At 33.5% G+C, this 25,009-nt stretch carries 13 protein-coding genes; 12 read left to right on the forward strand and 1 reads right to left on the reverse strand.

The annotated features are described in order from the left end of the window. The 6 genes from Q5N74_RS17640 to Q5N74_RS17665 all read left to right on the forward strand — a co-directional run. Positions 1 to 546 (forward strand): tyrosine-type recombinase/integrase (locus tag Q5N74_RS17640; protein ID WP_304390316.1); only part of this gene is annotated, 546 nt, incomplete at its 5' end. 517 nt (positions 547 to 1,063) lie between these two features. After that, positions 1,064 to 4,273, forward strand: a complete 3,210-nt coding sequence (locus tag Q5N74_RS17645) for a TonB-dependent receptor (RefSeq protein WP_304390317.1) — start codon at positions 1,064 to 1,066, stop codon at positions 4,271 to 4,273. 13 nt (positions 4,274 to 4,286) lie between these two features. Further along, the gene (locus tag Q5N74_RS17650; protein WP_304390318.1) at positions 4,287 to 6,284 is read left to right on the forward strand and encodes a RagB/SusD family nutrient uptake outer membrane protein; all 1,998 of its coding nucleotides are present in this window, start codon (positions 4,287 to 4,289) and stop codon (positions 6,282 to 6,284) included. 31 nt (positions 6,285 to 6,315) lie between these two features. Continuing rightward, positions 6,316 to 7,599 carry a DUF4959 domain-containing protein gene (locus Q5N74_RS17655; RefSeq protein ID WP_304390319.1) on the forward strand — a complete coding sequence of 428 codons (1,284 nt, stop codon included), beginning with the start codon at positions 6,316 to 6,318 and terminating at the stop codon, positions 7,597 to 7,599. 12 nt (positions 7,600 to 7,611) lie between these two features. Beyond that, a complete protein-coding gene (locus tag Q5N74_RS17660) occupies positions 7,612 to 8,298 on the forward strand; it encodes a DUF4998 domain-containing protein (RefSeq protein ID WP_304390320.1) in 687 nt (228 codons plus the stop codon). 81 nt (positions 8,299 to 8,379) lie between these two features. Next, the gene (locus Q5N74_RS17665; protein WP_304390321.1) at positions 8,380 to 10,464 is read left to right on the forward strand and encodes a DNRLRE domain-containing protein; all 2,085 of its coding nucleotides are present in this window, start codon (positions 8,380 to 8,382) and stop codon (positions 10,462 to 10,464) included. 261 nt (positions 10,465 to 10,725) lie between these two features. Here Q5N74_RS17665 and Q5N74_RS17670 read toward each other — a convergent pair whose 3' ends face one another. Further along, the gene (locus Q5N74_RS17670) at positions 10,726 to 14,814 is read right to left on the reverse strand and encodes a two-component regulator propeller domain-containing protein (protein WP_304390322.1); all 4,089 of its coding nucleotides are present in this window, start codon (positions 14,812 to 14,814) and stop codon (positions 10,726 to 10,728) included. Positions 14,815 to 15,011: 197 nt separating this feature from the next. Here Q5N74_RS17670 and Q5N74_RS17675 point away from each other — a divergent pair, with 197 nt between their 5' ends. The 6 genes from Q5N74_RS17675 to Q5N74_RS17700 all read left to right on the forward strand — a co-directional run bounded on the left by Q5N74_RS17675 (position 15,012) and on the right by Q5N74_RS17700 (position 24,995). Continuing rightward, complete coding sequence (locus tag Q5N74_RS17675) at positions 15,012 to 16,226, forward strand: glycoside hydrolase family 88 protein (protein ID WP_304390323.1); 1,215 nt, start codon at positions 15,012 to 15,014, stop codon at positions 16,224 to 16,226. Positions 16,227 to 16,231: 5 nt separating this feature from the next. Further along, on the forward strand, positions 16,232 to 19,186 hold the full coding sequence (locus Q5N74_RS17680) for a TonB-dependent receptor (RefSeq protein ID WP_304390324.1): 2,955 nt from the start codon (positions 16,232 to 16,234) through the stop codon (positions 19,184 to 19,186). Between the two features lie 17 nt (positions 19,187 to 19,203). Continuing rightward, positions 19,204 to 20,832, forward strand: a complete 1,629-nt coding sequence (locus Q5N74_RS17685) for a RagB/SusD family nutrient uptake outer membrane protein (protein WP_304390325.1) — start codon at positions 19,204 to 19,206, stop codon at positions 20,830 to 20,832. 355 nt (positions 20,833 to 21,187) lie between these two features. Beyond that, complete coding sequence (locus Q5N74_RS17690; protein ID WP_304390335.1) at positions 21,188 to 22,561, forward strand: sulfatase-like hydrolase/transferase; 1,374 nt, start codon at positions 21,188 to 21,190, stop codon at positions 22,559 to 22,561. Positions 22,562 to 22,582: 21 nt separating this feature from the next. Then, a complete protein-coding gene (locus Q5N74_RS17695) occupies positions 22,583 to 24,028 on the forward strand; it encodes a hypothetical protein (RefSeq protein ID WP_304390326.1) in 1,446 nt (481 codons plus the stop codon). A gap of 1 nt (position 24,029) precedes the next feature. Continuing rightward, positions 24,030 to 24,995 (forward strand): hypothetical protein, encoded by a 966-nt coding sequence (locus tag Q5N74_RS17700; protein WP_304390327.1) that lies wholly within the window; start codon positions 24,030 to 24,032, stop codon positions 24,993 to 24,995. Positions 24,996 to 25,009: the final 14 nt, after the last annotated feature.

Raw genomic sequence — 25,009 nt, forward strand, 5'->3', positions numbered from 1 at the left:
ACCACATTAGAAACTATTAAGGGCTTGAGTAAAGCACAGGAATATGCATTAGTAGTTTGGCTCATTAGTTTTTACTTCGCTGGCATCAGAGTTAGTGATGTTTTACAATTAAAGTGGGATGATTTTGTTGATAATCGCCTGCATTATCGAATGGACAAGAATAGCAAACTAGTTTCATTAAAAACACCAGATAAAGTTGTGAAAATTCTAAAGAAACTAGAAAGACATGAAGACTCTATATTTATATTTAAAGAATTGGAGGGCGTCGATTTAAATGATAAAAAACGTCTAAGAACCAGAATAAAAACAGTAACAAGAAACTTTAACAGACGCTTAGAACTGGTGGCAGACAAAGCTGGTATTGACAAGAAAATAAGCATGCATATTGCACGCCACAGTTTTGGTAATATTTCAGGAGATAAGATTCCCATCCAAATGCTGCAAAAGCTGTATAGACATTCTTCCGTGACCACCACCATACTTTATCAAGCTAATTTTATGCAAAAAGATACGGATGAGGCTTTGGATCGGGTTATTGATTTTTAATATTAATTAATCCAAAAAGGTAGCTATAATAAATTCAATTTGGGTCTTGTTTTAGCAAAGTATTAGTTATAAATAAATCTCTTTAATATTTGCTGTTTCTACCATTTGAGATTTTAATCGAAAGTGTATTATCGCGATTATATAGCTCCTTATTTAGTGCAATTAAAAGTAATTGTATTGAAGTTTTTATTCGTTTTTAGACAAATTCTAATATCAAGTATAAAAATGGTTTTTTACTTGTACATCTTTAGTTCTTTTTAGTTTAGTTAGTACTTATGTTGTTTTTTGTTACATTAATTGTAAAATGTAACGACTTTACTACAATATCGAGACAATGGTCTGACTTCCGGTTCTCGTTACTTTTTAATTTTGAGTAATCTCTATTTTTAGTCATTAACTATTTGTTGATGAGTTTTCTATGTCAGTGTGCGAGTTTCCAATTAAACTTAAAATCAATGTATAGGTAGAAATGGAAATTATCTAAACTAAAATTACTAACTAAACTAAACGGAACTGAATGAAACAGTATTTATGCACATTACTCAAAATAGTGTTCTTTTTTAATTTAATAATGCCATTATATTATTCCTCCCATGCACTAGGAGTCAGTAGTGAAAATAGTGGTATTACTTTATTAGATGAACAAGATTTAATAATTGAAGGCACTGTTATTGCCTCAGATGATAATTTACCATTAACAGGAGTAAATATTATGGTAAAGGGTGATAAAGGGGGTACATCAACAGATTTTGATGGAAACTTTATTTTAAAAGCAAAACCAACAGATGTTTTGGTTATTACCTATCTAGGATTTATTAAGCAAGAAATTCCTGTTCAAGGAAAAACTAAATTTAATATTATTCTACAGGTAGATACAGCCAAATTAGATGAAGTTACCGTAGTGGCTTACGGACAACAAAAAAAGGAAAGTGTCGTGGCTTCTATAACTACTGTAAAGCCACAAGAATTAAAAATACCATCCAGTAATTTAACGGCATCCTTTTCAGGGCGAATTCCGGGGGTTATTTCTTATCAAACATCTGGAGAACCAGGAAATGATAACGCCGAGTTTTTTATTCGTGGTGTTTCAACATTTGGGTATCGTACGTCACCTTTAATTTTAATTGATGGCATGGAATCTAGTGTTGATGATTTGGCTAGAATGGATGTTGATGATATAGAAAGCTTTTCTATTATGAAAGATGCATCTGCAGCCGCCTTATATGGTTCTCGTGGTGCAAACGGAGTTATTTTAGTGAATACCAAAGAAGGAAAAGAAGGCAAGGCTAAATTATCTTTTAAATATGAAACCTATTTATCGTCCAACGTAAAAGATATTGAATTTGCAGATCCTGTAACTTATATGAATTTATGGAATGAAGCCGTTTTTACGTCAAGTAGAGGTAGTGAGATTGTAAACAAAGTTTTTACACAAAATGAAATTGATAATGTACAAAACAATGTAAATCCTCAAGTTTTTCCTGCAACAGATTGGTATGGGACTTTGTTTAAAAGTAATGCTATTAATAAGCGTTTAAATATGAATGTTTCTGGTGGAGGTAAGGTTGCTAAGTATTATTTGTCAGGAACTTACACTAAGGATACAGGAGTGTTATCTGTAGACGATCGAAACAATTTTAACTCGGGTATTAATTTAAATAAATTACAAATACGGTCTAATAATAACATCAATATAAGCCCCAGTTTTAAAGCTAAAGTGCAGTTTTATTTGGCGTTAGATGATTACACAGGGCCTCTAGATGGTGCTCAAACTGTTTTTGATATGGTAGGAAAAACAAGTCCTGTTTTATACCCTGCATATTATCAGCCAGATGAAGCTAACCAGTACGCAACGCAAATTTTATTTGGTAACTATTTAGAAGGCGCCGATTATATTAACCCGTACGCTGAATCGGTAAAAGGGTATAGAGACTATACGCGGTCTAAATTAAGTGGACAAATTAATCTAGAGAAAGAATTTTCTAAGGATTTTAATGTGAGGTTAAAAGTAGGTTATGATAACGCATCGTACTTTCAAACAAGAAGACAATATAGACCATTTTATTACAATATTGGGAGGTATGATAAATACACTGGAGAGTATACGTTAGACTGGCTTAATGAAGAGAGTAACCCAGAAGATGCTATAGATTACTCGCCATCTTCAAGTCAAGTATCTGCTGTTTTTTATTTAGAAGGTGCGACTAATTATAATAAGCAATTATCAGAAAAACATCAAATAGGGGCTACATTGGTTTACACCATGCGTGAAGAAAAAAACAATACAGCATCTTCTTTACAAAGTTCTTTACCAAACAGAAATTTAGGTTTGGCAGGTAGAATAAATTATGCCTTTGATGATAAGTATTTTATAGAAGGAAACTTTGGATATAATGGATCGGAACGTTTTTCTGAAGATAATAGATTTGGTTTTTTTCCATCGATAGGAGCAGGTTGGTATGTTTCCAAAGAAAAATTTTGGAAGCCTTTAGAAGATTTGGTAAACAAATTCAGAATCCGATCTTCTTATGGTTTAGTAGGTAATGATGCCATTGGCAATTCTAATGATAGATTCTTTTATTTATCAGAAGTTAATTTGAATAACAGCGGTAGATCTGCAACTTTTGGTGAAGAGCGTGAGTATTCTAGAAATGGAGTTGCTATAGAAAGGTACGCAAATAGTGCGATAACCTGGGAGAATGCAGAAAAATTCAATCTAGCAGTAGACCTTGGTTTATTTAATAACAAAATAGACATTACTGCAGAATACTTTTTTGATAAACGTCATGATATTTTCTTAAGACGAACAGAAATTCCTGCAAGTTTAGGATTATCTACAGATTTGTATGCTAACTCAGGAGAAGCAGCCAGTCGGGGATTCGAGTTTTCATTAAAAGCAAATCATTATGTTAATAAAGATTTTTGGATTCAAACTATGGCTAATTTCACCTACGCAACCAGTGAGTATTTAGCTTATGATGAGCCGGATTACACAAGCGCACCTTGGAGAAGTAGAATAGGACAGCCTATTAGACAAAACTATGGTTATGTGGCAGAACGTTTATTTTATGATGAAGACGATGTTATAAATTCACCAACACAAATAGGAGTACAAAACACCTATGAAGGTTATGGAGCTGGAGATATAAAATACAAAGATATTAATGGAGATGGTGAAATTACTAGTGAAGATAGAGTGCCTATTGGGTACCCATCATCACCAGAAATAAATTATGGATTTGGTTTTTCAATGGGATATAAAAGCTGGGATTTTAGCTGTTTCTTTAACGGTATAGCACGTACGTCCTTTTTTATTGATTCAGGAGGAACACAACCATTTTACCAGTATAGTGTTGATGAAGGGGAAGCTATAAATCAGTTGCTTGATGTTTATGCTCAAAATCATTGGTCGGAAGATAATAGAGATCCTTATGCACTATACCCAAGATTAACACATGCTAGAAGTGATAACAACGGTGTAAATAGTACATGGTGGTTAAGAGATGGGTCATACTTAAGGTTAAGACAAGTTGAAATTGGTTTTAATTTATCTAAAGACATTATAAAAAATAGTCTACCAATGTTGCAAAGCGGAAGGTTTTATTGTTCAGCAACAAACCTATTAACATTTAGCAAGTTTGATTTATGGGATGTGTCCTTAGGAGGGGATCCATATAACTACCCAGTTCAAAAAGTATTTAACCTAGGTCTTAGACTTGAATTTTAAAAAAAACATCAATATGAAAACTAATATAAAACACATATTTATAATATTTACACTGTCAGTATGTATTACGGGGTGTTCAGATTATCTCGATATTGTACCAGACAATGTTGCAACAATAGATGACGCTTTCGATGATGAAAACTCTGCGGAAAGTTTTTTATTCACCTGTTATAGTCACATGCCAAGTTTGGGAGATCCTAGATCGAATCCTGGGTTTTATGCGGGAGATGAGGCCTATAGAGATAATATTGCCATTCGAGGAGATGCTCCGCAATATTTAAAAGTTTCTGAGTTGGCTTTAGGGGGACAACAAACCGATTCTCCGTACCTAGATTATTGGGGTGGTGGTAGAGGTGGATCTAGTTTATATTTAGGTATTAATGATTGTAATGTCTTTTTAGAAAATATTGATAAGCTTAGATATATGGACGAAGATTTAAGAAAACGTTGGATTTCTGAAGTAAAATTTCTAAAAGCTTATTATCATTTTTATTTGTTTAGAATGTATGGGCCTATTATTATTAATGACACCAATCTGCCGATAGATGCCGATATTGAAGACATTCATAAATTTAGAAGTCCAGTGGACGAATGTGTAACATATATAGCCGATTTATTTTTTGAAGCAAGTTCAAATTTACCATTACATATAGCCGACATACAAAATGAATTAGGAAGAGCCACAAAAGGAGCTTCACTAGCTTTAAGAGCAAAAGTACTAGCAACAGGTGCAAGCCCTTTATTTAACGGTAATAGTGAATATGCAAATGTTATTGATTCTAGAGGGGTTAAACTCTTTTCGGAGTACGATTCCGATAAGTGGCGCTTGGCAGCCGAAGCATGTAAAATGGCAGTGGATACTATTGAGGCTTCAGGAGTTAAACTTTATACATTTGATAAAAGTGAAATTCAATTACCACCTAATACTACCTACGACGAAATACCTGAAGAAATTGTAGATGTTTTAACAATTCAACAATCGTTATCTGAGCGTTGGACTGACGAAAAATTGTTTGTTTCAACCAACGGTACCGCAGGTTTAATTCAAAATCATGCTCAAGCACGAACGCATCAAAAATTTCAAAATAACATTAACGCTTTAGGATTTTATTCACCAACATTGCGTATAGCTGAAATGTTTTATACTAGAAATGGTGTGCCAATAGATGAAGATGTAACTTGGGATTATGCAGACCGTTATGGATTAATAGATTATGATGTAGATAATGATGCGGATGTTGATGGTAATAATACACCAGATAACAAGTATTTTATAAAAGATGGAGAAACTACTGTAAACCTACATATAAATAGAGAGGTACGTTTTTACGGTAGTCTTGGGTTTGATAGAGGTATATGGTATGGTAATCCTGCAACGTATAATTCTACAGGGGCGCAGGCAGGATTTAATGATCATTATTTAGAGGCTCGAGGTTTAGAGTATTCAGGTACTGCCATTGGTTCTGGTATTTTTTCTCAAACGGGCTATTTTCCTAAAAAAATAGTGAATTTTAATAATGTTATAAGCAGTAGCGATACAAATTATAGTAGAGTGTCTTATGCTTTTCCCGAAATGCGTTTAGCAGATTTATATTTATTATATGCAGAATGTTTAAATGAAATTGATGATAGAGCAACGGCCTATACATTTATCGATAAAGTAAGAGAAAGAGCGAACTTAAAAGGGGTGGTAGAATCTTGGGCTAATTTTTCATCAAATCCATCAAAACCATCTACTAGAGAAGGTTTTAGAGATATTGTACGTCAAGAACGTTTGATAGAATTGGTTTTTGAAGGGCATAGATTCTGGGATTTAAAACGATGGAAGCTTGCTGAATCTTATATGAATATGCCGTTTAGAGGATGGAACTATACCGGAGATACTGCTCAAGACTTTTATACGCCAAATGTATTAGGAACGCCTACCTATTCATTTAAAAATAATTTATGGCCTTTAGAAACAAACGAAATTTTGTCTAATCCTAATTTGATTCAAAATGGAGGTTGGTAATCTTATTTCTAACTTAAAAACACACACATTTATGAAAACTAAATTTAAAGTAACAAATATAGCTCTATCCGCATTATTTATTTTTGTAGTTGCCTGTGGTAGCGAAGAGTTTATAGGGCAGCCAAGTTCAAATAGTACTGCACCAGGTTCAATATCTAATGTGCAAAGCATTGGAACTCCAGGAGGTGCTATAATAACTTATAACATTCCTGATGATGAAGATTTTTCTCACGTAGAAGCCGTGTATAATGTTAGTGAAGGACAAGAAAGAAAATCTGTTGCAACCAAATACATTCAAACAGTAAATGTAGATGGTTTTGGAGATACACTTCCTAAAGTAATAGAACTTTATGCGGTTGATAAAAGTGGGAACAGATCCGAGAAAGTGGAGACTGAAATAACACCATTAACACCACCGTATTTAGCCTTGCGAGAATCGTTAGAGGTTTCAAATGATTTTGCTGGGGTACTCTTAAAATGGGAGAATGAAACCGATGCAAAAAATCTTGGAATAACTATTTTAAAACACGATGAATTTGGAGATTTTGTGCCTTATGAAACGGTTTATGATGATGCTTCAAACCTAAGATATCAAAACGTAAGAGGTATGGATACCTTAGCCGTTGAGCTAGGATTTTACGTTAAAGATCAATGGGGACATATAAGCGATACTCTTATTGGGATTTTTAAGCCGCTTTACGAAATTCAATTAGATAGAAAAAAATGGAAAGCCTTGCGATTAGATACTGATATTCCACAAGAATCCAACGGACAGCGTTTTGAAAGAGCGTTTGATGGTGATATTACAAAAAGTAGAGGGTCGGCATTTAATACCACCAACGATGCTGAATTTAGTTATTCACCTTTACATTGGACTCTGGATATGGGGGAAGAAAATCTATACAGCCGCTTTATCATTTATGCAACCGAATGGGTAGATTATAACCGTGGTGCAATGCGTGTATTCGAAATTTATGGAACTAACGATCAAAGTCTTATAGACCGTGAAACCAATGGTGCTTACGTTTGGCCTAATGATGATAATCCGCACGAAACTGGTAATTGGAGAGAAGAAGGTATGGATGGCTGGGAACTCATAGGTGAATTTGAAGCTGTAAAACCATCTGGACTTCCGGGTATAGAACGTGGTCCAGGTGATAGAGATTTTGCAGAGGGCGGAATGAATTTTAATATGCCTGGTGGCTCAAAGTCTTATAGATACCTGCGTATAAGACAAGTTGAAAATTGGGAAACACAAATTGAATGGGTAACCTTTGCCGAAATTGAATTTTTTGGAGCTCCTGTTAACAAATAACACATATAAAAAATGAAAAATATATTAATAATAACATTGGCTTTAATCTGTTTATGTAATTGTTCTGAAATGAACGAGTTGCATCAGCCGTATTTAGATAGGGGAGAAACCATTTATCCAGCAAAACCAGATTCTTTAATTTCTTTTTCTGGTCAAAATAGAGTAAAGTTACAATGGTATGTTTATTCAGACTTGAGTATAAAAAAAGCAAGGATTTTTTGGAATGATAAAGCAGATTCTTTGGATGTTCCCATTACTGTAAATCAAGGTGTAAGGGATACTATAGGGGCGGTAGTAGAAAACTTAAAAGAAGGAGGATACGTTTTTGAAGTTTTCAACTTAGATACGTATGGAAATAAGTCTATTCCTGTGGTTAGATCGGGTAAATCTCTTGGTGGGATATACCAATCTTCATTAAATAATAGACGTATTTTATCTTATAAAACAACAACGAATAATATCACATTTACAATGAGTTCTAGCGACCCAGCAGACTATGTGTACAGTGAATTTAAATATTTTGATAATAATAATTTAGTACGGGAGGCTAAACTTGATCTGGATAATTTAGAAACTATCAAAATACCTTTAGATGACATTGATATTTCAAAAAATATACAATTTAGAAGTGTTTATCAACCTTTTGATAATGCCATCGATTTGTTTTATACAGAATTCGCAGAGTTTGTTATACAATAGTAACAGTTAAACTAATTAATTATTAAATAATCAAGTTAAGTGTTTTTAAACGAAATGCCTAACTCATAAATATACCTTCACATGAAAAATAATTACAAAGTAGCATGTATAATCATTGCAATACTATGTCAAATTCAAGTTTTAAAAGCTCAAGATTTTTCAGTAATACCAAGTACCTTTAAAGGTGGTAGCACAGGGAGTTCAACAAACGATTCAAGAACATTAGAATATGCTAATAATGAAGCTTCACTTAGTCAATATGGTGGTTTTTTAGACGTAAAACTACCCGCTACAGGACATTTTAGAACAGAAATTTATAATGATAAATGGTACATGGTAGATCCAGAAGGCTATTTATATTTTGGGATAGGAATAAATTCGGTTAATGCAGAATCAGGTTATACTAACGTAAATTTGCCTAACGATTTAAAGGATGCTGGGTTTAATCATTTAGCTAATTGGTCCGATTTTGAGAGTATAAATAGTGGTTCAGAAAAAATACCATATGTTTTTAGAGAATTGTTTATAGTTGGGTACAAAAATGAATCTCAAGCAAATAAGGATCTTTATGGAGATGGAATAATTCCTGTATTTGATACAGAATTTTTATCCTTCGCCGATAACTTAGCGAAAACCGTTGCTTTAAAAAAAGATGACCCGTATTGCATTGGTGTGTTTTCGGATAATGAAATGCCAATTTATTCCAACAGTACATATGGAGAATTGTTAGATCGCTATTTGGATATAACTAACAAAACAAATTCTAATTATTTAGGCGCTCACGATTGGATGATAGCAAGAAAGGGAACTAATTATACAATCGATAATGATGATCGTAATGATTTTCATGGATATTTAATGAGTACATATTACAGGATTGTCCATACAGCCATTAAGAAATATGCGCCAAATATGCTTTATTTGGGGTCTAGATTGCATGGTGCTGCAAAAAATTATGAATCAATTTATAAAGATAGTGCACCGTTTATAGATGTATTTAGTGTTAATTATTATGGACCATTTGAGCCTGACACTACTCTCTTGGAAATGTGGACAGAACAATCTGGAAAACCTTTTATGATTAGTGAGTTTTACGCTAAGGGTTTTGATGTCGATTTAGACAATAGTGGTGGTGCCGGGTATCATGTGCCAACACAAGTAGATAGAGCAGCTTATTTTGAAAACTTCGCTATTAATTTATTAGAAAGTAAAGGTTGTTTAAGTTATCAATGGTTTAGGTTTCAGGATGACGCCAGTAATAAAGGTGTTATTAATGCAAATGGAGAATGGTATTCAGAACTTAAAACATCTCTTATAAAAATAAGTAAAGACATCTATAATTTTAGAGAATTTCTCGCTTTAGAAGATGCTAGTAATACTGGTGCTGATGGAGATAAACTGTATGCTATAGAAGATAGTTTTACAAGAGGTGGTTCAAATGCAAATAAAAACTATGATGGCGAATTATTGATTGTAAAAGAAAGCCCAACGAATGCGGATTTTTCTAGACGAACTTGGTTGAAGTTTGATGTTAGTGAGTATGTTGCAATTGAATCTGCAACCTTACATTTAACCGGAAACCAATCTAGTGGAAATGCTTTTGATATGACGTTGCTTGGTGTAGAAGACGATTCGTGGTCAGAGGAAAGCATAACATGGAATAATGCACCCGAAGCTTCAACAGTAATAGCAGGTGTTTTTTCATCAAATGGCAATGTAGGTTCTAGATATGACTCGTATCAAATTGATATTACAGATTATGTTAGGGCTGAAATTGCAGGTAATAAGATCGTTTCCTTAAATTTGGTAGATGCCGCTTCTTCCAATGAACAATTTAGAATAAGAGAAAAGGAAGATGCAGCCAATAATTCGCCTGCTTACATAACAATTTTAACAACAGAATTATCGACTGAAGCTCCTATTAAGTCAAACTTCAAAATGTATCCTAATCCCGTAAATGATAGATTAGAAATAGACTCTAAAACTATTATTCAAATCATAGAGTTTTATAATATAAATGGAGCTGTTATTTTAACTAAAAACAGTTTTAACTCTAAAAATGCAGTTGTAGACGTAAGTACGCTATATCCTGGTGTTTATTTAGTAAAAATAACAAATATAAATGGTGAAGTAGAAGTACTCCGCTTGCTTAAAGATGCCTATTAATTTATTTATAATACAAGGTAGTTTATCTAAATCTAGTATTTCTTCTTTTAAAGATTTTAAGTTAATTCTGTTTTTTGTGGTTCTTAATTAGTTTTATTTCAATGGTTAATATTTTACAACTTATTTGCATATTACTGGTATTCAGTTATGTGTAAATAAGTTTCTAATTAAAATAAAGATTAGTTGTAGTAGGTTTTGTTTTGATAAAAATCGTTTAAAGAAAAACGAGGGTATTATTTATATAAAAAACCTTGGCTAATGTTATTTAGAAAAAGGTAAACTTTCTTCTTTATCTTCAAAAACATCAAAATTTTCCTTAATAAATTCAGAAGGTGTTTTTCCATACTGTTTCTTAAACGATTTAGAAAAGTAGTTATGTGAATTAAAACCAACTGCGAACCCAATTTCGTTAACCAAATAATCACCTGTTTTCATAAGTGAAACAGCATGTTTTAGTCTAATACTTCTTATAAACTCTGTTGCAGATTGATTGGTTAATGATGTTAGTTTTCTATGTAAATGTGTCCTACTAAGGTGTAATTTATCGGTTAAATGTTCAACAGAAAAATCAGGATTACTAATGTTTTGTTCAACAACACTTATGGCGTTTAATAGAAATTTTTTGTCTAAGTCTAGAACCTCAATATCACTTGTCCAAACCTCTTGTTGAGATGAAAATAATGAACGAAGTGCTCTTCTCGAGTTAAGTAAATTATGTATTTGAGCAACCAATACATCTTCATTAAATGGTTTGGGGACATAAAGGTCTGCGCCAGAATTAATTCCTGATATTCTATCTTTTATGGTGTCTAACGCCGTGAGTAATATAACAGGCGTATGGCTAATTCGAATATCATTTTTAATTTTAGAACAGAGCTCTACTCCATCCATTTCAGGCATCATAATATCCGAAATCACTAAATCTGGAAATAGGGTATGAATTTGTTGATACGCTTCCTTACCGTTTTTTGCTGTTGCAATACGAAAGTGGTTTTGTAATGCACTTGATAAAAAGTCTAGTAATTCTAGGTTATCTTCTGTTATAAGTATTAAGGCTTCTTGGTTTTTTGTGTGCTCTTCAGTTTGATGCTCTGAAGTTATAATTTCTGATGATTCAAAAGAAAAACTATTTGGTTGCGTGACACTTGATGTATCTGCAATATGCATTGCGGTGTTAGGTTGGTATTGAGGTATACAAATACAGAAAGCAGAACCTTCATCTTCTAAAGTACTTACTATTAATTGTCCGTTGTGCATGGAGATGTAGTTAGTAGATAACGATAGACCAATACCTGTGCCTCGGTTATAGTTTTTTTCTGTTTGGTAAAATCTTTCAAATATTTGCGGAAGGGTTTCTTCTGAAATACCGTATCCAAAATCAGAAATGTTAATAGAAATATAATCTTCATTAATATGCTCTCCAATAGTGTATATATTCCAATTTGGCTTAAATGTTGGTTTTTTATTGTTTTTTATGGTTAATGTTATACTCGTATTATCAGGAGAATACTTAAAAGCATTTGATAGCATGTTAACCAAAACCTTATCTAGTTTATCGGTGTCGAAGTCAATTTTTAAGTTAGGAACTTCTGATATAAATTGAAAATTAATACCACGTTGAAGTGCGTGTTCTTCAAAACAAGAAAAAACATTTTTACAGAAAGCTATTATATCTGTATTTACAGAAAGTAGTTTTAACTTACCGGAATCGGCACGTCTAAAATCTAGAAATTGATTGATTAGCCTGAGTAATCTATCGGTATTATTTTTAATTAATTCTAGTTGCTTGTTAGAAGCAAGGGTGTTGGTATCTAGTTTTAATAATCTATTTACAGGACCTTGAATTAGGGTTAGTGGTGTTCTAAATTCGTGAGAAATATTTGTGAAAAACTGAAGTTTCATTTGATGTAACTGTTCTTCGTTTTCACGATGTATTTTTTCTAATTTTATTTGAGACCTTAAATTCTGACGGTTTATTACTTGTTTTCTGAAAAAATAAATAGAACCTATTAAGGCTAATAAATAAAGCACATAAGCATACCATCGAGCCCAAATAGGAGGGATTATATTAATGTTTATTTTTGTAGAGTCTATGTTCCACACACCATCATTATTAGCGCTTTTAACTTCAAAAATATAATTGTTAGGAGGAATGTTGGTGAAATTGGCCCTACCAGTATAATCGGTTTCAATCCATTGATCATTAAATCCTAAAAGTCTATATTTAAATATATTTTTCTTTGGATTAATATAGTTGTTAGAAGTAAATTGAAATCCAATAAAATTTTGTGTATGGTGTAGTTCTAAAGGCGTATTGTTACTGAAAGGAATACTTTTATTATTAACTTTTATGGATATAATACTGGTTTTTGGTGGTTTTGGATTTTTTATAATTCTTGAAGGAGAAAATCTTATAACACCATTGGATCCACCAAAAAACAAATCGCCATTAGTGGCTTTTAGAGCAGATGTAGGGTGAAATAAATCGCTCTGTAAACTATTATTGGTTATGTAAGATTGGGCTATATTAGTTTGCATATCGAATTTACACAAGCCATTTTCGGTTGTTAACCAAAGATTTTTTTTATCATCTTCTAATATTGAAAACACTTCGTTTCCAGGTAGGCCATTTTTAATGGTATAATTTTCAAATTTCCCTGTTCTAGGATTAAATTTATCAAGTCCACCACCATTTGTACCTAACCATAAAAAACCATTACTATCTTCATGTATACAGTATAAGTAATTATGAGATACGCTTTGTGGATGGTTTTTACTTTGAAAATAATGTATAAATTCTTCACTGCCTTTCTTAAGTAGGTTAAGCCCATTTTGAGTAGCAAACCAGACGTTTTCTTGCTTGTCTTCAATAATAAAATGTACTTTATTGTTTGATATGGATTTGATATTTAGTGGGTTGTGTGTTGAGCGTGTAATCTCTTTTGTTTTAAAATCATAAAAGAAAGCGCCTAAAGGGTAGTCGCTAACCCAAACACCATTATTAGTAGTTAAAATATCTAAAGCTTGAAATCCGGTTTCGAAATTAACAATGAGACGTTCAAAATTTGTTTTGCCTTTTTCGCGGTATAGTACACCATTTCCATAAGTGCCTACCCACAAAGTTTCATTTTTATCGTAAGATAAAGATTTTATATTTTCAATAGCTTTGCCTTGGTAATTAATAGGCAGTTTCTTAAATACGTTGGTTCTGGGATTGTAAAAATTTATGCCACCGTCATCTAAACCAATTAATACATTCTCACTATTTGGTACCTGAGTAAAACAGCTAACAATATTACCGTTTAAAGTTCTTTTTGTAGTCGATTGGTTGTAGCGTATAAAAGAATTATTATGTGCGCTATGAAAAGCTAAACCTCCCATCCAAGTACCAATCCATATATTTTGTTGAGAATCTTTATAGAGCGACCAAATGGAATGGTTGGGTAGTTCTGAATATTTTTGTTGATCAATGTGGTGGCTTACTTTAAAATCTTCAATTAAAGTAATGCCCTTGTAAGTGGCTACCCAAATTCTATTTTTTTCATCTTTTAAAAGACTTCTAACTTGGTTGCTTGGCAATTTTAGTTGTTTTGGAGTGTCTTCTAATATAGAGTAGTGCGTTTTTTTGTTATCAATTTTATTAATGCACAGTAATCCTTTGGCTTCATAACCAATCCAGATGTTATCTTTTTCTATTAAAACGGATCTTACTAGGTTTCTTAGCCCTTTTGTTAAAAACTGAAAAGTGTTAGAACCCTTCGTAGCAAAATAAATATCGCCATCATTATAAAACACCCAAATAGTGCCTTCATCATCAATAGAAATACAGCTAACTTTTCCTGTAGTATTTTTAGTTTTTTTATAAAGTGCTCTATTTTTTTTCAGATCTAAAGTACCAAAACCATTTTCATCCGAAAACCAAAATTTATCGTCGGTATCCTGAAATATAGATGTGATATTTTTGCCTATTATATTCCCATAATCATCTTTAATCGAATATCTTTTAAAGTAGTCGTTGTTGCGTAGGTATTCGCAAAGACCATTTTCTGTGGCGACCAAAATATTACCACTATGGCTTTTATAAAGTTTGTTTATTCTGTTGGATGGAATTGTGGATTCATTATTTTGTACATGGCTATAGCGTTTAGTTTTAGTGGAGTTATAGGCAAAAACACCATTGTTTGTGCTAAACCAAATAAAGCCCAAGTCATCTTCCAATATCGAAGTTACTTGAGAATACGCTACACCTCCGTTGGGTGTAACTTTACAAATGGATATATAGGGATCGGTGTTAGCATGCAAAAATATCGTAAAGCAGCTAAACATTACAATATAGAATAAAAGTCTCATTTGGTAGTTGGTTAAAAAAAAACTAAAGTACAAATAATATCAAGTTTAGAGTAAGGATGTTTTTAGTAAAAACTAGTAGACATGTTGTTAATTGGAACATGTGTATCTATATGAAACATAATTGATACTAATAGGGAACAATTAATGGAAATAAAAAAAATACATAGGTTATTTTTGTTAGGTTAATACATGTTTTTATGAAGCGAATTACTTTTTTAATCTTTTTTGTTTTTTTATTTCAAGCTTGCGGTTTTTATCAAAATAAAAAAGTAAGTCAAGATAAATTAATTAATACTATAACCGAACAGCTTTCTTATTTTCCTGAAATAAAAGATACGCTAAACCTCAAAACTTCTAGTAGAGTTTTTCCAAGAACGCTAACACCATCGGGTAAACTTCAGTTAGTAGGAAAAAGAGATTGGACAAGCGGATTTTATCCTGGTGTTTTATGGTCCATGTACAATTTAACAGGAGAATTAAAGTGGAAGGAACAAGCAGAACTTTATACCTCGATATTAGAAAGCGAACAATTTAACGCATCAAACCACGATTTAGGATTTAAAATGATGCCAAGTTTTGGCGAAGGCTACAAGGTGACCAAGAATGAAAAATATAAGGACGTTTTAATTCAATCGGCAAAAACGTTGATTACCCGTTTCGATGAAAAAATAGGATGTATTAAATCTTGGGATCATAATAAAGATAAATGGGATTTTCCTGTTATAATAGATAATTTAATGAATTTGGAATTGCTGTTCTGGGCATGGAAGGAAACAGGCGATTCGGTGTTTTATAATATAGCAAATACACATGCTAAAACAACCATGAAACATCATTTCAGAAACGATTATAGTTCGTATCACGTGGTGGGCTATGATATGGAAACGGGCGGGGTGGTTTCAAAAAACACACATCAAGGCTATGCCGATGATTCGTCTTGGGCGCGTGGACAAGCTTGGGCACTTTATGGTTTTACTATGATTTATAGAGAAACAAAAGATCCTATATATTTAACCCAAGCAGAAAATGTGGCGAATTACATTTTAAATATAGCCAAATTACCGGAAGACTATGTGCCGTATTGGGATTTCGATGTAAAAAATATAGAAGCTGAACCACGAGATGCTTCGGCGGCAGCCGTTATAGCTTCAGCTTTTTTCGAGCTCAGTGGTTATTCCGAAGAAAATAGTAAAACATATATAAGTACAGCAAATCATATTTTAACGTCTTTATCATCAGAAAAATATTTTAATACCAAAGGCGCCAATAAAGGGTTTTTATTGAAACATTCTACAGGATCCAAACCAAAAGATTCTGAAATTGATGTGCCATTAATTTATGCAGACTACTACTATCTAGAGGCTTTATTAAGGCGATCCAAACTTAACAACCAAACTATAACTAAAAACTAGAATTTATGAAAAAAAAGCAATTGTTTTTTAAACTAATATTCCTGTCTTTCATTTTATTGTCTTTTACAAGTAATGGACAAAATAAAAATGTTTCAGGAAATGTAACAGACCTTGCAGGCATACCTTTACCTGGGGTGAATGTTTTAGTAAAAGGTACTAAAAAAGGTTCAAGTACTGATTTTGATGGTAATTACAATATCTCTGTAGTTACAGGGCAAACCCTTTTGTTTTCTTATGTGGGATTTAAAACGAAAGAAGTTGTTGTGGGAAGCATAAATACTTATTCTGTTATTTTGGAAACAGATAATGCTCAATTAGATGAAATTATAGTTGTAGGATATGGTTCTCAAAGGAAAAGTGATATTACAGGTGCGGTTTCTTCTGTAGCTAAAGAACGATTAGAAATGGTCTCTAACACAAATGTTGCGCAGGCCATTCAAGGTTCAGTTTCAGGCGTTATAGTTAACAATAATAGTTCTAGCGCATCTGGTGGCGATGTCTCTATTATCATTCGAGGTAGAAATTCAATCTCTGCTAACAATAGCCCGTTGATAGTTTTAGATGGTATTCCATACAGTGGTAGTCTTAATGATATCAATCCAGTTGATATTGAGGCCATGGAGGTCTTAAAAGACGCATCAGCTTCAGCAATATATGGTTCAAGAGGTGCCAATGGTGTGATTTTAGTTACTTCAAAAAAAGGGAAAAGCGGAAAAGTGCGATTTAGCTATGATGGTTATTATGGTGTGCTTGAGGCTACTAATTTGCCTGATGTACTGTCAGCATCAGAATTTTATGATTTCAAAGAAACAAGAGAGCCAGGAGTATTTGATGATTCAGAAATAGAAATTTATGAAAGTGGAAGAGGTGTAGACTGGATTGATTTAGCACTTCGATCAGGTTCCACTTTACAACATAACCTCTCGGTTTCAGGAGGTTCAGATAAGTTTAAATATTATATATCTGGTACGTTGTTAGATGTTAAGGGAATAACAGTGAATGATAATTTTCAACGATCAACACTTCGGCTTAATCTAGAATCCAATGCAACAAATTGGCTTAAAATAGGAACAAACACACAATTGAGTTATAGTGACTCTAGTGGATTAGGACCATCATATAGTGATGCATTCTATATGAATCCTTTAACAACAAGTCATGATGAAAATGGCAATCTTACTATTTATCCATGGCCAGAGGATGTTTTTTACGGTAATCCTTTACAAAATACATTAGCAGATAATAGTGATAAAAGGTATAAAGTGATTTCTAATCTTTATTTCGATGTAGATTTAGGTTTTATCCCTGGTCTATCATATAGATTAAATTCGGGTATTGAATATACAAATTCAAGACAAGGAAGTTATTGGGGCGTAAATACAAAGAGAGGTTTTGAGAATCAAGGAGAAGCACAAGTCCGAAATGATTTTAGAACCAACGTATTGTTGGAGAATATTGTAACCTATAAAAAAGACTTTGGAAAAAATAATTTATTTTTAACTGGATTATATAGTTTTCAAGAAGACTTAAGAGATGACCATGATTTAGATTCTCAAGGGTTTCCTAACGATGTACTTACTTGGCGTCAAGCAAACGTAGCAGCTTTAGTAGAACCTGGTTATACGTATCAAAAAAGTACGGTCTTATCTTCAATGTTACGTCTAAATTATGGATTTGATAATAGATATATATTGACCTTAACAGGAAGACGAGATGGGTATTCGGCATTTGGTGATTCTACTAAATTTGGTAATTTCTACTCAGCTGCTACGGCATGGAATATTCATAATGAATCCTTTATGGAAAATTCAGGTGTTACCACTCTAAAATTAAGAGCGTCTTATGGTGAAAATGGAAATCAAGCCGTGTCGCCTTACGAGTCATTAACGCAATTAGTAGAACGTTCATATGTAGATGATAGCGGTACTTCTTTGCCAGGATACATTACAGATAATGAATTAGGGAACCCTAATTTAGGATGGGAAACAACTAGTGCGTTTAACCTTGGATTAGATTATGGATTTTTAAAGAATAGAATTAAAGGTAGTATTGAAGTATATCAATCAAGTACAACAGATTTATTGACAAGCAGATCAATTTCTCCTTTTCACGGAGCTACAGATATAACCACAAATATTGGTGAAATACAAAATGAAGGTTTAGAATTATCTATATCCACGAATGCCATTAGAACAGATAGTTTTAGCTGGGATATAGACGCTAACGTTTCATTTAACAGAAATGAAATTGTAGATCTATATGGAGACAAAACAGATGATGTTGGAAATAATTGGTTTATAGGGAAACCTATTAGAGTGTATTATGCCTATGAGTATGATGGTGTTTATCAATTAGGAGATGATATTGCCAACGGCCCTCAACCAGATGCAGAACCAGGATATGCTAAAGTTAAAGACCAAATTACGGTTGACACGGATGGAGATGGAATTCCTGATGCTACCGATGGAGATATTAACGCAGACGATAGAATTATTTTAGGACAAAGAGATCCAAAAACAATAGCGGCTTTTAGTATGAATTTTTCCTATAAAAATTTCGGATTATATGTAATGTCTCAGGGAGCATTTGGTGCCATACAACAAAATGGTTTAAAAAGTGATAATGTTTTTGGGGAGGTTCGAAGAAATACGACAAAAAAGAATTGGTGGACTCCTGATAATCCTACAAATGATTTTTATGCTAATATCGATGGGGCAAATATAGATGGTGTTGGTTTTTATGAGAGCACGGATTATTGGAGAATAAAGGACATTACCTTATCCTATGATTTAGGACAAAATGTACTCGATAAACTAGGCATAGAAAAATTTAGATTGTATGTCACAGGGCGTAACTTATTTACCTTCACTAATTATGAAGGTTTAGACCCCGAGTTTACAGGAACTCGTGATGCACCACTACAACAAACATTTACATTAGGATTTAATGTTAATTTCTAAATAATAAATTAAACACTATGAAAACAATAAAATATATTTTAGCATTTACACTTTTAGGATCTGTATTTGTAGGATGTTCGGATCTTGAATTAGTAGAAGATCCGAGGGCTAATATAGCCGCAGATAATTTATACAAAGACAAAGCTGGATTTGAGGTTGGATTGAATGGTTTATATGCTCAATACAGAAGAGAAAGAGGAGGGGATACGTATGGCAGTGGAAATGATTTAATGATTGATCCAGCAGTTACAGGTACAGATAATATGTATGGAAACGAACGCACTGGTTGGGCTAGAGGAGGCAATGAGCTTGACGCTAGAAATACACCAACATATTCTGGTAATCGTCAATTATTAAATTGGTTGTATGAAATGAACAATGCGGCCAATACAATTATAGCTAGAGCCAAAAACCCAGCTATTGATTGGACTGACAAAGAGAAGAATAGAATCGTTGGTGAAGCTCGTTTACTAAGAGCTTGGGTTTATAGACATCTTTCTAGCTTATATGGTGATATTCCATTAGTTTTAGAAGAGTCTAGTGGAGCAAATGTTATTACAGATTGGGTGCGAACTCCAATAGGAAAGGTTAGAGAAGCCATGGAAGCCGATTTATTATTTGCTGAAGAACATTTACCAGAAACATCTTCAAATGGAGGAAAAGTGGTTAAAGGTGTAGCTACGCACTATTTAGCAGAATTATACTTGACTTTAGGAAGAGATGGAGAGGCGGTAACCAAAGCAAATGATTTAATAACTAAAGGACCTTTTAGTTTAATTACAGAAAGGTATGGTGTCAGAGCAAATCAACCAGGTACATCATTTACTGATATGTTTATAGATGGAAACTCAAACAAATCAGAAGGAAATACGGAAGTGCTTTGGGTAATGCAGCATGAGCTGGAAGTAAATGGAGGAGGAGATAATATTATGAGGCGTTGGCACCGAGCGAGGTCCCAAGATATTAGAGTTGATGGTAAATCAAATACCATTATGTTTTCTGTGGCAAATGGAGGTAGAGGCTTACAACGAGTTGCTCCAACACGTTATGCTTTAGAATTATATGAGACTTCTGATCATAGAGGAGGGCGTTTTGCATGGCGAGATTATGAAGTGTTAAATAATCCTGATAATGTTCCTAGTGGACGCGCCATTGGAGATACTATATTTTTCGATTGGAAAGGTAAAGATGAAAAACAGCAAAATAATTATTGGCCAAGTACTAGAAAGTGGGATTATGCTAACCCATTGGATTTAGCTGGATCTAGGAGCTATAATGATCAAGTTTATTTAAGATTAGCAGAAACCTATTTAATTTTAGCAGAGGCACAAATGAACACTGGAGATCTAGAAGGGGCTGCAAAATCTATTAATAAATTAAGATTGCGTGCAAACGCTAGTTTAATAACTGCTGGAGATGTGGATATTGATTTTATTTTGGATGAACGTTCTAGAGAGTTATACTCTGAAGAACATAGAAAATATACTTTAGTACGTTTAGGTAAATGGTATGAAAGGTTTCAGCTTTACAATAAAGTTGGAGCTCCAAATGGAGATGAACGTCATACATTAATGCCGATTCCTCAAGATGCCATTGATGCTAATGGAATCCCCATGACTCAAAATCCTGGATACGACAATGAATAGGTTCTTTTATAAATCTACCTCCTTTCTTAAAGGATTGTGAGGTAGATTTTTTTAACTATTTAATTGAATAAGATTCCACGATAATTATTCTGGAACTTCCCATTGAAATGGGGGTTCTCATGAAATCAAATTTTATCGAGTACCTTTTAAAACAATGAAGAATGAGTAAAATGGTAATTTGAATACAGCGTTTCGGTTTTTGCATAAAGGCCAAAATAAAGTTCTGTGCTGAGCATAGCCGATGTTTCAACTACAAGGCAGTTCGCTTCAAAAATAATTTAAATAAGAGTAAATAGAAGGAAATATGAGAAAGCCATATTCTAATAGGTTGTTACTTGTCATTGGATTCAATCTAATGATATTTGGCTGTTATGCGCAAAATAATGCATCTATCAAAAAAACTCCAAACATCATACTCATTATGGCTGACGACCTCGGTTACGGTGATGTAGGTTTTAATGGAAACACAAAAATTATAACACCACATTTAGATGCTATGTCAAAAGAAGGTGTTATACTTCAAAATTTTTATGCCGCAGCACCTTTATGTTCACCTACACGTGCAAGTGTTTTAACAGGAAGAAGCCCTTTTAGGCAAGGCGTTTTTGCAGCCCATACAGGAGGTATGAGACCTGCAGAAAAAACAATTCCAGAGTATCTAAAGAAAGAAGGTTATGCCACAGGATTTTTTGGAAAATGGCATATAGGTTGGATAGAACCAGATAAAGTGGAATCTAGAGGAAGTTATTCCCCACCATGGCACCATGGATACGATGAAGCATTTGCAACTAAAAGTGCTGTTCCTACATGGAATCCAACAAAAACACCAGAAGGTTGGACAAGCTGGGGAGCTATGGACGACGGTTCGTGGGGCGGATCTATTTATATTGAAAACGGAACACCTGTAACCGATAATTTAGAGGGCGACGATAGTCGTATTATTATGGATCGTGCCATTCCTTTTATAGAAAAATCAATTTTAGAAGATAAACCCTTTTTAGCTACTATTTGGTTTCATACACCGCACGAACCTGTGGTTGCTGGTCCAGAGTATTTAGCAAAATACCCAAACCTTTCTGAAGGGCAAAAACACCTGTATGGCTGTATTACAGCGATGGACGATCAAATTGGGCGCTTACGTAAGTTCTTAAAAGAAAAGAACATTGAAGATAATACCATTATCTTTTTTACAAGTGATAATGGGCCTTCGGGACCAATTACTAAAAAAGGAATTGCTTCTGCGGGGCCGTTTCGTGGGCATAAACATCTTATGTACGAAGGTGGTTTACGAGTGCCTTCTTTAGCACTTTGGCCAGGGAAAATTAAAGCCAATCAAAAGTTAGATTATCAGGCTTCAACGGTAGATTATTTACCTACTATTTTAGATATCCTCGATATTAAACCAAGCAAAAAAATTCCCTTGGATGGCGTGAGTTTAAAACCAGTACTATTAAATGGCTCTTCCGAAGAAAGAACCGCTCCTATCGCTTCAGGTTATCAACGTTTGTATAATGGAACAGAACTTTATGCATTGGTTAGTGGACAATATAAAATTTGCATTCCGAATAAAGGAGATAGCATGATGCTTTTCGATTTAAAAAGCGATCCTGGAGAAAAACATGATTTAGCTTCAGAAAAACCAGAAGTATTAAAAACTATGATGGAGGAACTAGAAAAAATTAAAGCATCATGGAAAGATAGTCGTGAAGGAAAAGATTATCAGTGGTAAAATTGAATAAAAATTAAAGTCATGAAAAAGATATCTGTTATATTTTTAGCAAGTTTATTCGTTGGTTGTGTAAATGCTAAACCTAAAGAAAAGCCTGCTACAAATGCTAATAAAGAGTATGTAATGGTCGATGCTAAGGTAAAAGTGTATCATAAAGACGGCACTCGAAGTTATAAAGATTATAAACCTTTTAAAACACGAACCGTAGAATTTCTTCCGGGTTATAAAGTACCTGAAACTAAGCAAGAAATAAGTAAGTATGGCGGCGATTTAAGTAAACAAACAGGAATAGCTACAGGCTTTTTTCATGTTAAAAAAATAGGCGATCGTTGGTGGGGTATCGATCCATTAGGCTTTCAATATTTCAATATTGCATTAAATAGTATCAATACAGGAAAATCTGAACGTACTCAAGCAGCGTTTACAAAAAAGTTTCAAACTAAGGAAAATTGGATAAACCAAACGTTAAGCATGTTACAAGACAATGGTTTTAATAGTGCAGGTTCTTGGAGCGATGTGGATGCTATTGTAGAAGCAAATAAAACCTTAGAAAAACCATTTCCGTATACGGTAAATTGGAATTTTATGAGTAGTTACGGGCGCAAACGTGGTGGCACACACCAGCAACCTGGACATACAGGATATCCAAACGATGCTATTTTTGTGTTTGATCCAGATTTTGAAACCTTTTGCGATACGCACGCTAAAAAACTGTTACAGTATAAAGACGATCCTAATTTATTCGGACACTTTTCCGATAACGAAATGCCTTTTAAATTTAAAGCTTTAGATAATTATTTAAGTTTAGCAACCGACGATTATGGTTATAAAGCCGGCGCCGCTTGGTTAAAAGAACAAGGAATTACTAAGGAAGAAATTACAAACGATCATCGTGAATTATTTATGGCTGTTGTAGCCGATAAATATTTTTCAATAATTTCTAAAGCCATTAAGAAGTACGATCCTAACCATATGTATATTGGTTCACGTTTTTATGCTAAAGAAAAAAATCACGAAGCATTTATGAAAACGGCTGGTAAATATCTCGATATCATTTCTAATAATTATTACAATTACTGGACGCCAGATGCTGAACAAATGCGCGATTGGGAAAAATGGTCTGATAAACCCTTTATAGTTACCGAGTATTATACAAAGGGAGAAGATTCTGGAATGGGAAATACTAGTGGAGCTGGATGGATTGTACGTACACAAGAAGATCGTGGTCTTTTTTATCAAAATTACAATCTAGCTTTATTGGAGTCTAAAAACTGTGTGGGTTGGCATTATTTTAAATATCAAGACAACGACCCAACGGCTAAAGGTGTAGATCCTTCAAATATTGATGCTAATAAAGGTATTGTAAGTAATGAATATGAAGTTTGGGGCCCAATGATGAAAAAAATGGAAGCCGTAAATAATAATGTTTATAGTTTAATCTCATATTTCGATAATAACAAAAAATAATATGAACCATTCCAGCGCATTATATGGGCTTATTTGCCTATTTATAACTATAGGAGCTTCATCCTGTAAATCCAAATCGGATATTATTGATTGGGGGAATTATAAGTTTGTTAGGGCAGAAAATAACCCAATGATTTCTCCCGAAATGGATGGGCTAGAAGGCAAAATAGGAGGTAATATTAATGGTCCTTCGGTTATTAAAGTTCCGCATTGGGTCGAAAACCCTTTAGGAAAATATTACATGTATTTTGCGCACCATCATGGTGAATTTATTCGGTTAGCTTATGCTGATTCGCCTGCAGGGCCATGGACAATTTATAAAGCCGGTGTGCTTCATATTGATAAAACCGCAGCAGTAGGTCACATTGCTTCCCCTGATGTTATTATAGATGATGAAACAAAAACCATGAGAATGTATTTTCATGGTTATAACCATAACAAAGAAGGCCAAAAAACGTTTTTTAGTACATCTAGTGATGGGCTAAATTTTAAGGGATCGGATACTGTATTAGGGCCTTCATATTTTCGAGTTTTCAAATACCAATCTAGTTATTACGCTTTAGTAAAAGGTACTTTTTATCGCTCGGAAGATGGTATTCAACCGTTTAAGAAAGGCGCGTTAATATTACCAAAAGCAAGACATACAGCACTAAGCTTAAATGGAGATAAACTTGTTGTGTTTTATTCTCAAAAGGGAGATACTCCAGAACGAATTCTTAATTGTGAAGTCAATCTTTCTGAAGGCACATGGGAAAGTTGGAGGGCTAGTGATCCAAATGAAATTTTAAAACCCGAAAAGGATTATGAAGGTGTTAATCTTCCTATTGAAACATCTGTAAATGGTTTTTCTCGAAATCCAGTTCATGAATTAAGAGATCCCGCTATTTTGATTGATAATAACGAGGTGTATCTCTATTATTCTATTTCTGGTGAATTTGGAATTGCAGTGGCAAAACTGAAAAAATAATCTAATAAACCGGA

Source organism: Mariniflexile sp. AS56 (assembly GCF_030552475.1).
Taxonomy (GTDB): Bacteria; Bacteroidota; Bacteroidia; order Flavobacteriales; family Flavobacteriaceae; genus Mariniflexile.

Coding starts and splice junctions, on each gene's coding strand:
- Q5N74_RS17645 (WP_304390317.1), top strand. CDS start 1,064: ATGAAACAGTATTTATGCACATTACTCAAAATAGTGTTCTTTTTTAAT.
- Q5N74_RS17650 (WP_304390318.1), top strand. CDS start 4,287: ATGAAAACTAATATAAAACACATATTTATAATATTTACACTGTCAGTA.
- Q5N74_RS17655 (WP_304390319.1), top strand. CDS start 6,316: ATGAAAACTAAATTTAAAGTAACAAATATAGCTCTATCCGCATTATTT.
- Q5N74_RS17660 (WP_304390320.1), top strand. CDS start 7,612: ATGAAAAATATATTAATAATAACATTGGCTTTAATCTGTTTATGTAAT.
- Q5N74_RS17665 (WP_304390321.1), top strand. CDS start 8,380: ATGAAAAATAATTACAAAGTAGCATGTATAATCATTGCAATACTATGT.
- Q5N74_RS17670 (WP_304390322.1), bottom strand. CDS start 14,814: ATGAGACTTTTATTCTATATTGTAATGTTTAGCTGCTTTACGATATTT.
- Q5N74_RS17675 (WP_304390323.1), top strand. CDS start 15,012: ATGAAGCGAATTACTTTTTTAATCTTTTTTGTTTTTTTATTTCAAGCT.
- Q5N74_RS17680 (WP_304390324.1), top strand. CDS start 16,232: ATGAAAAAAAAGCAATTGTTTTTTAAACTAATATTCCTGTCTTTCATT.
- Q5N74_RS17685 (WP_304390325.1), top strand. CDS start 19,204: ATGAAAACAATAAAATATATTTTAGCATTTACACTTTTAGGATCTGTA.
- Q5N74_RS17690 (WP_304390335.1), top strand. CDS start 21,188: ATGATATTTGGCTGTTATGCGCAAAATAATGCATCTATCAAAAAAACT.
- Q5N74_RS17695 (WP_304390326.1), top strand. CDS start 22,583: ATGAAAAAGATATCTGTTATATTTTTAGCAAGTTTATTCGTTGGTTGT.
- Q5N74_RS17700 (WP_304390327.1), top strand. CDS start 24,030: ATGAACCATTCCAGCGCATTATATGGGCTTATTTGCCTATTTATAACT.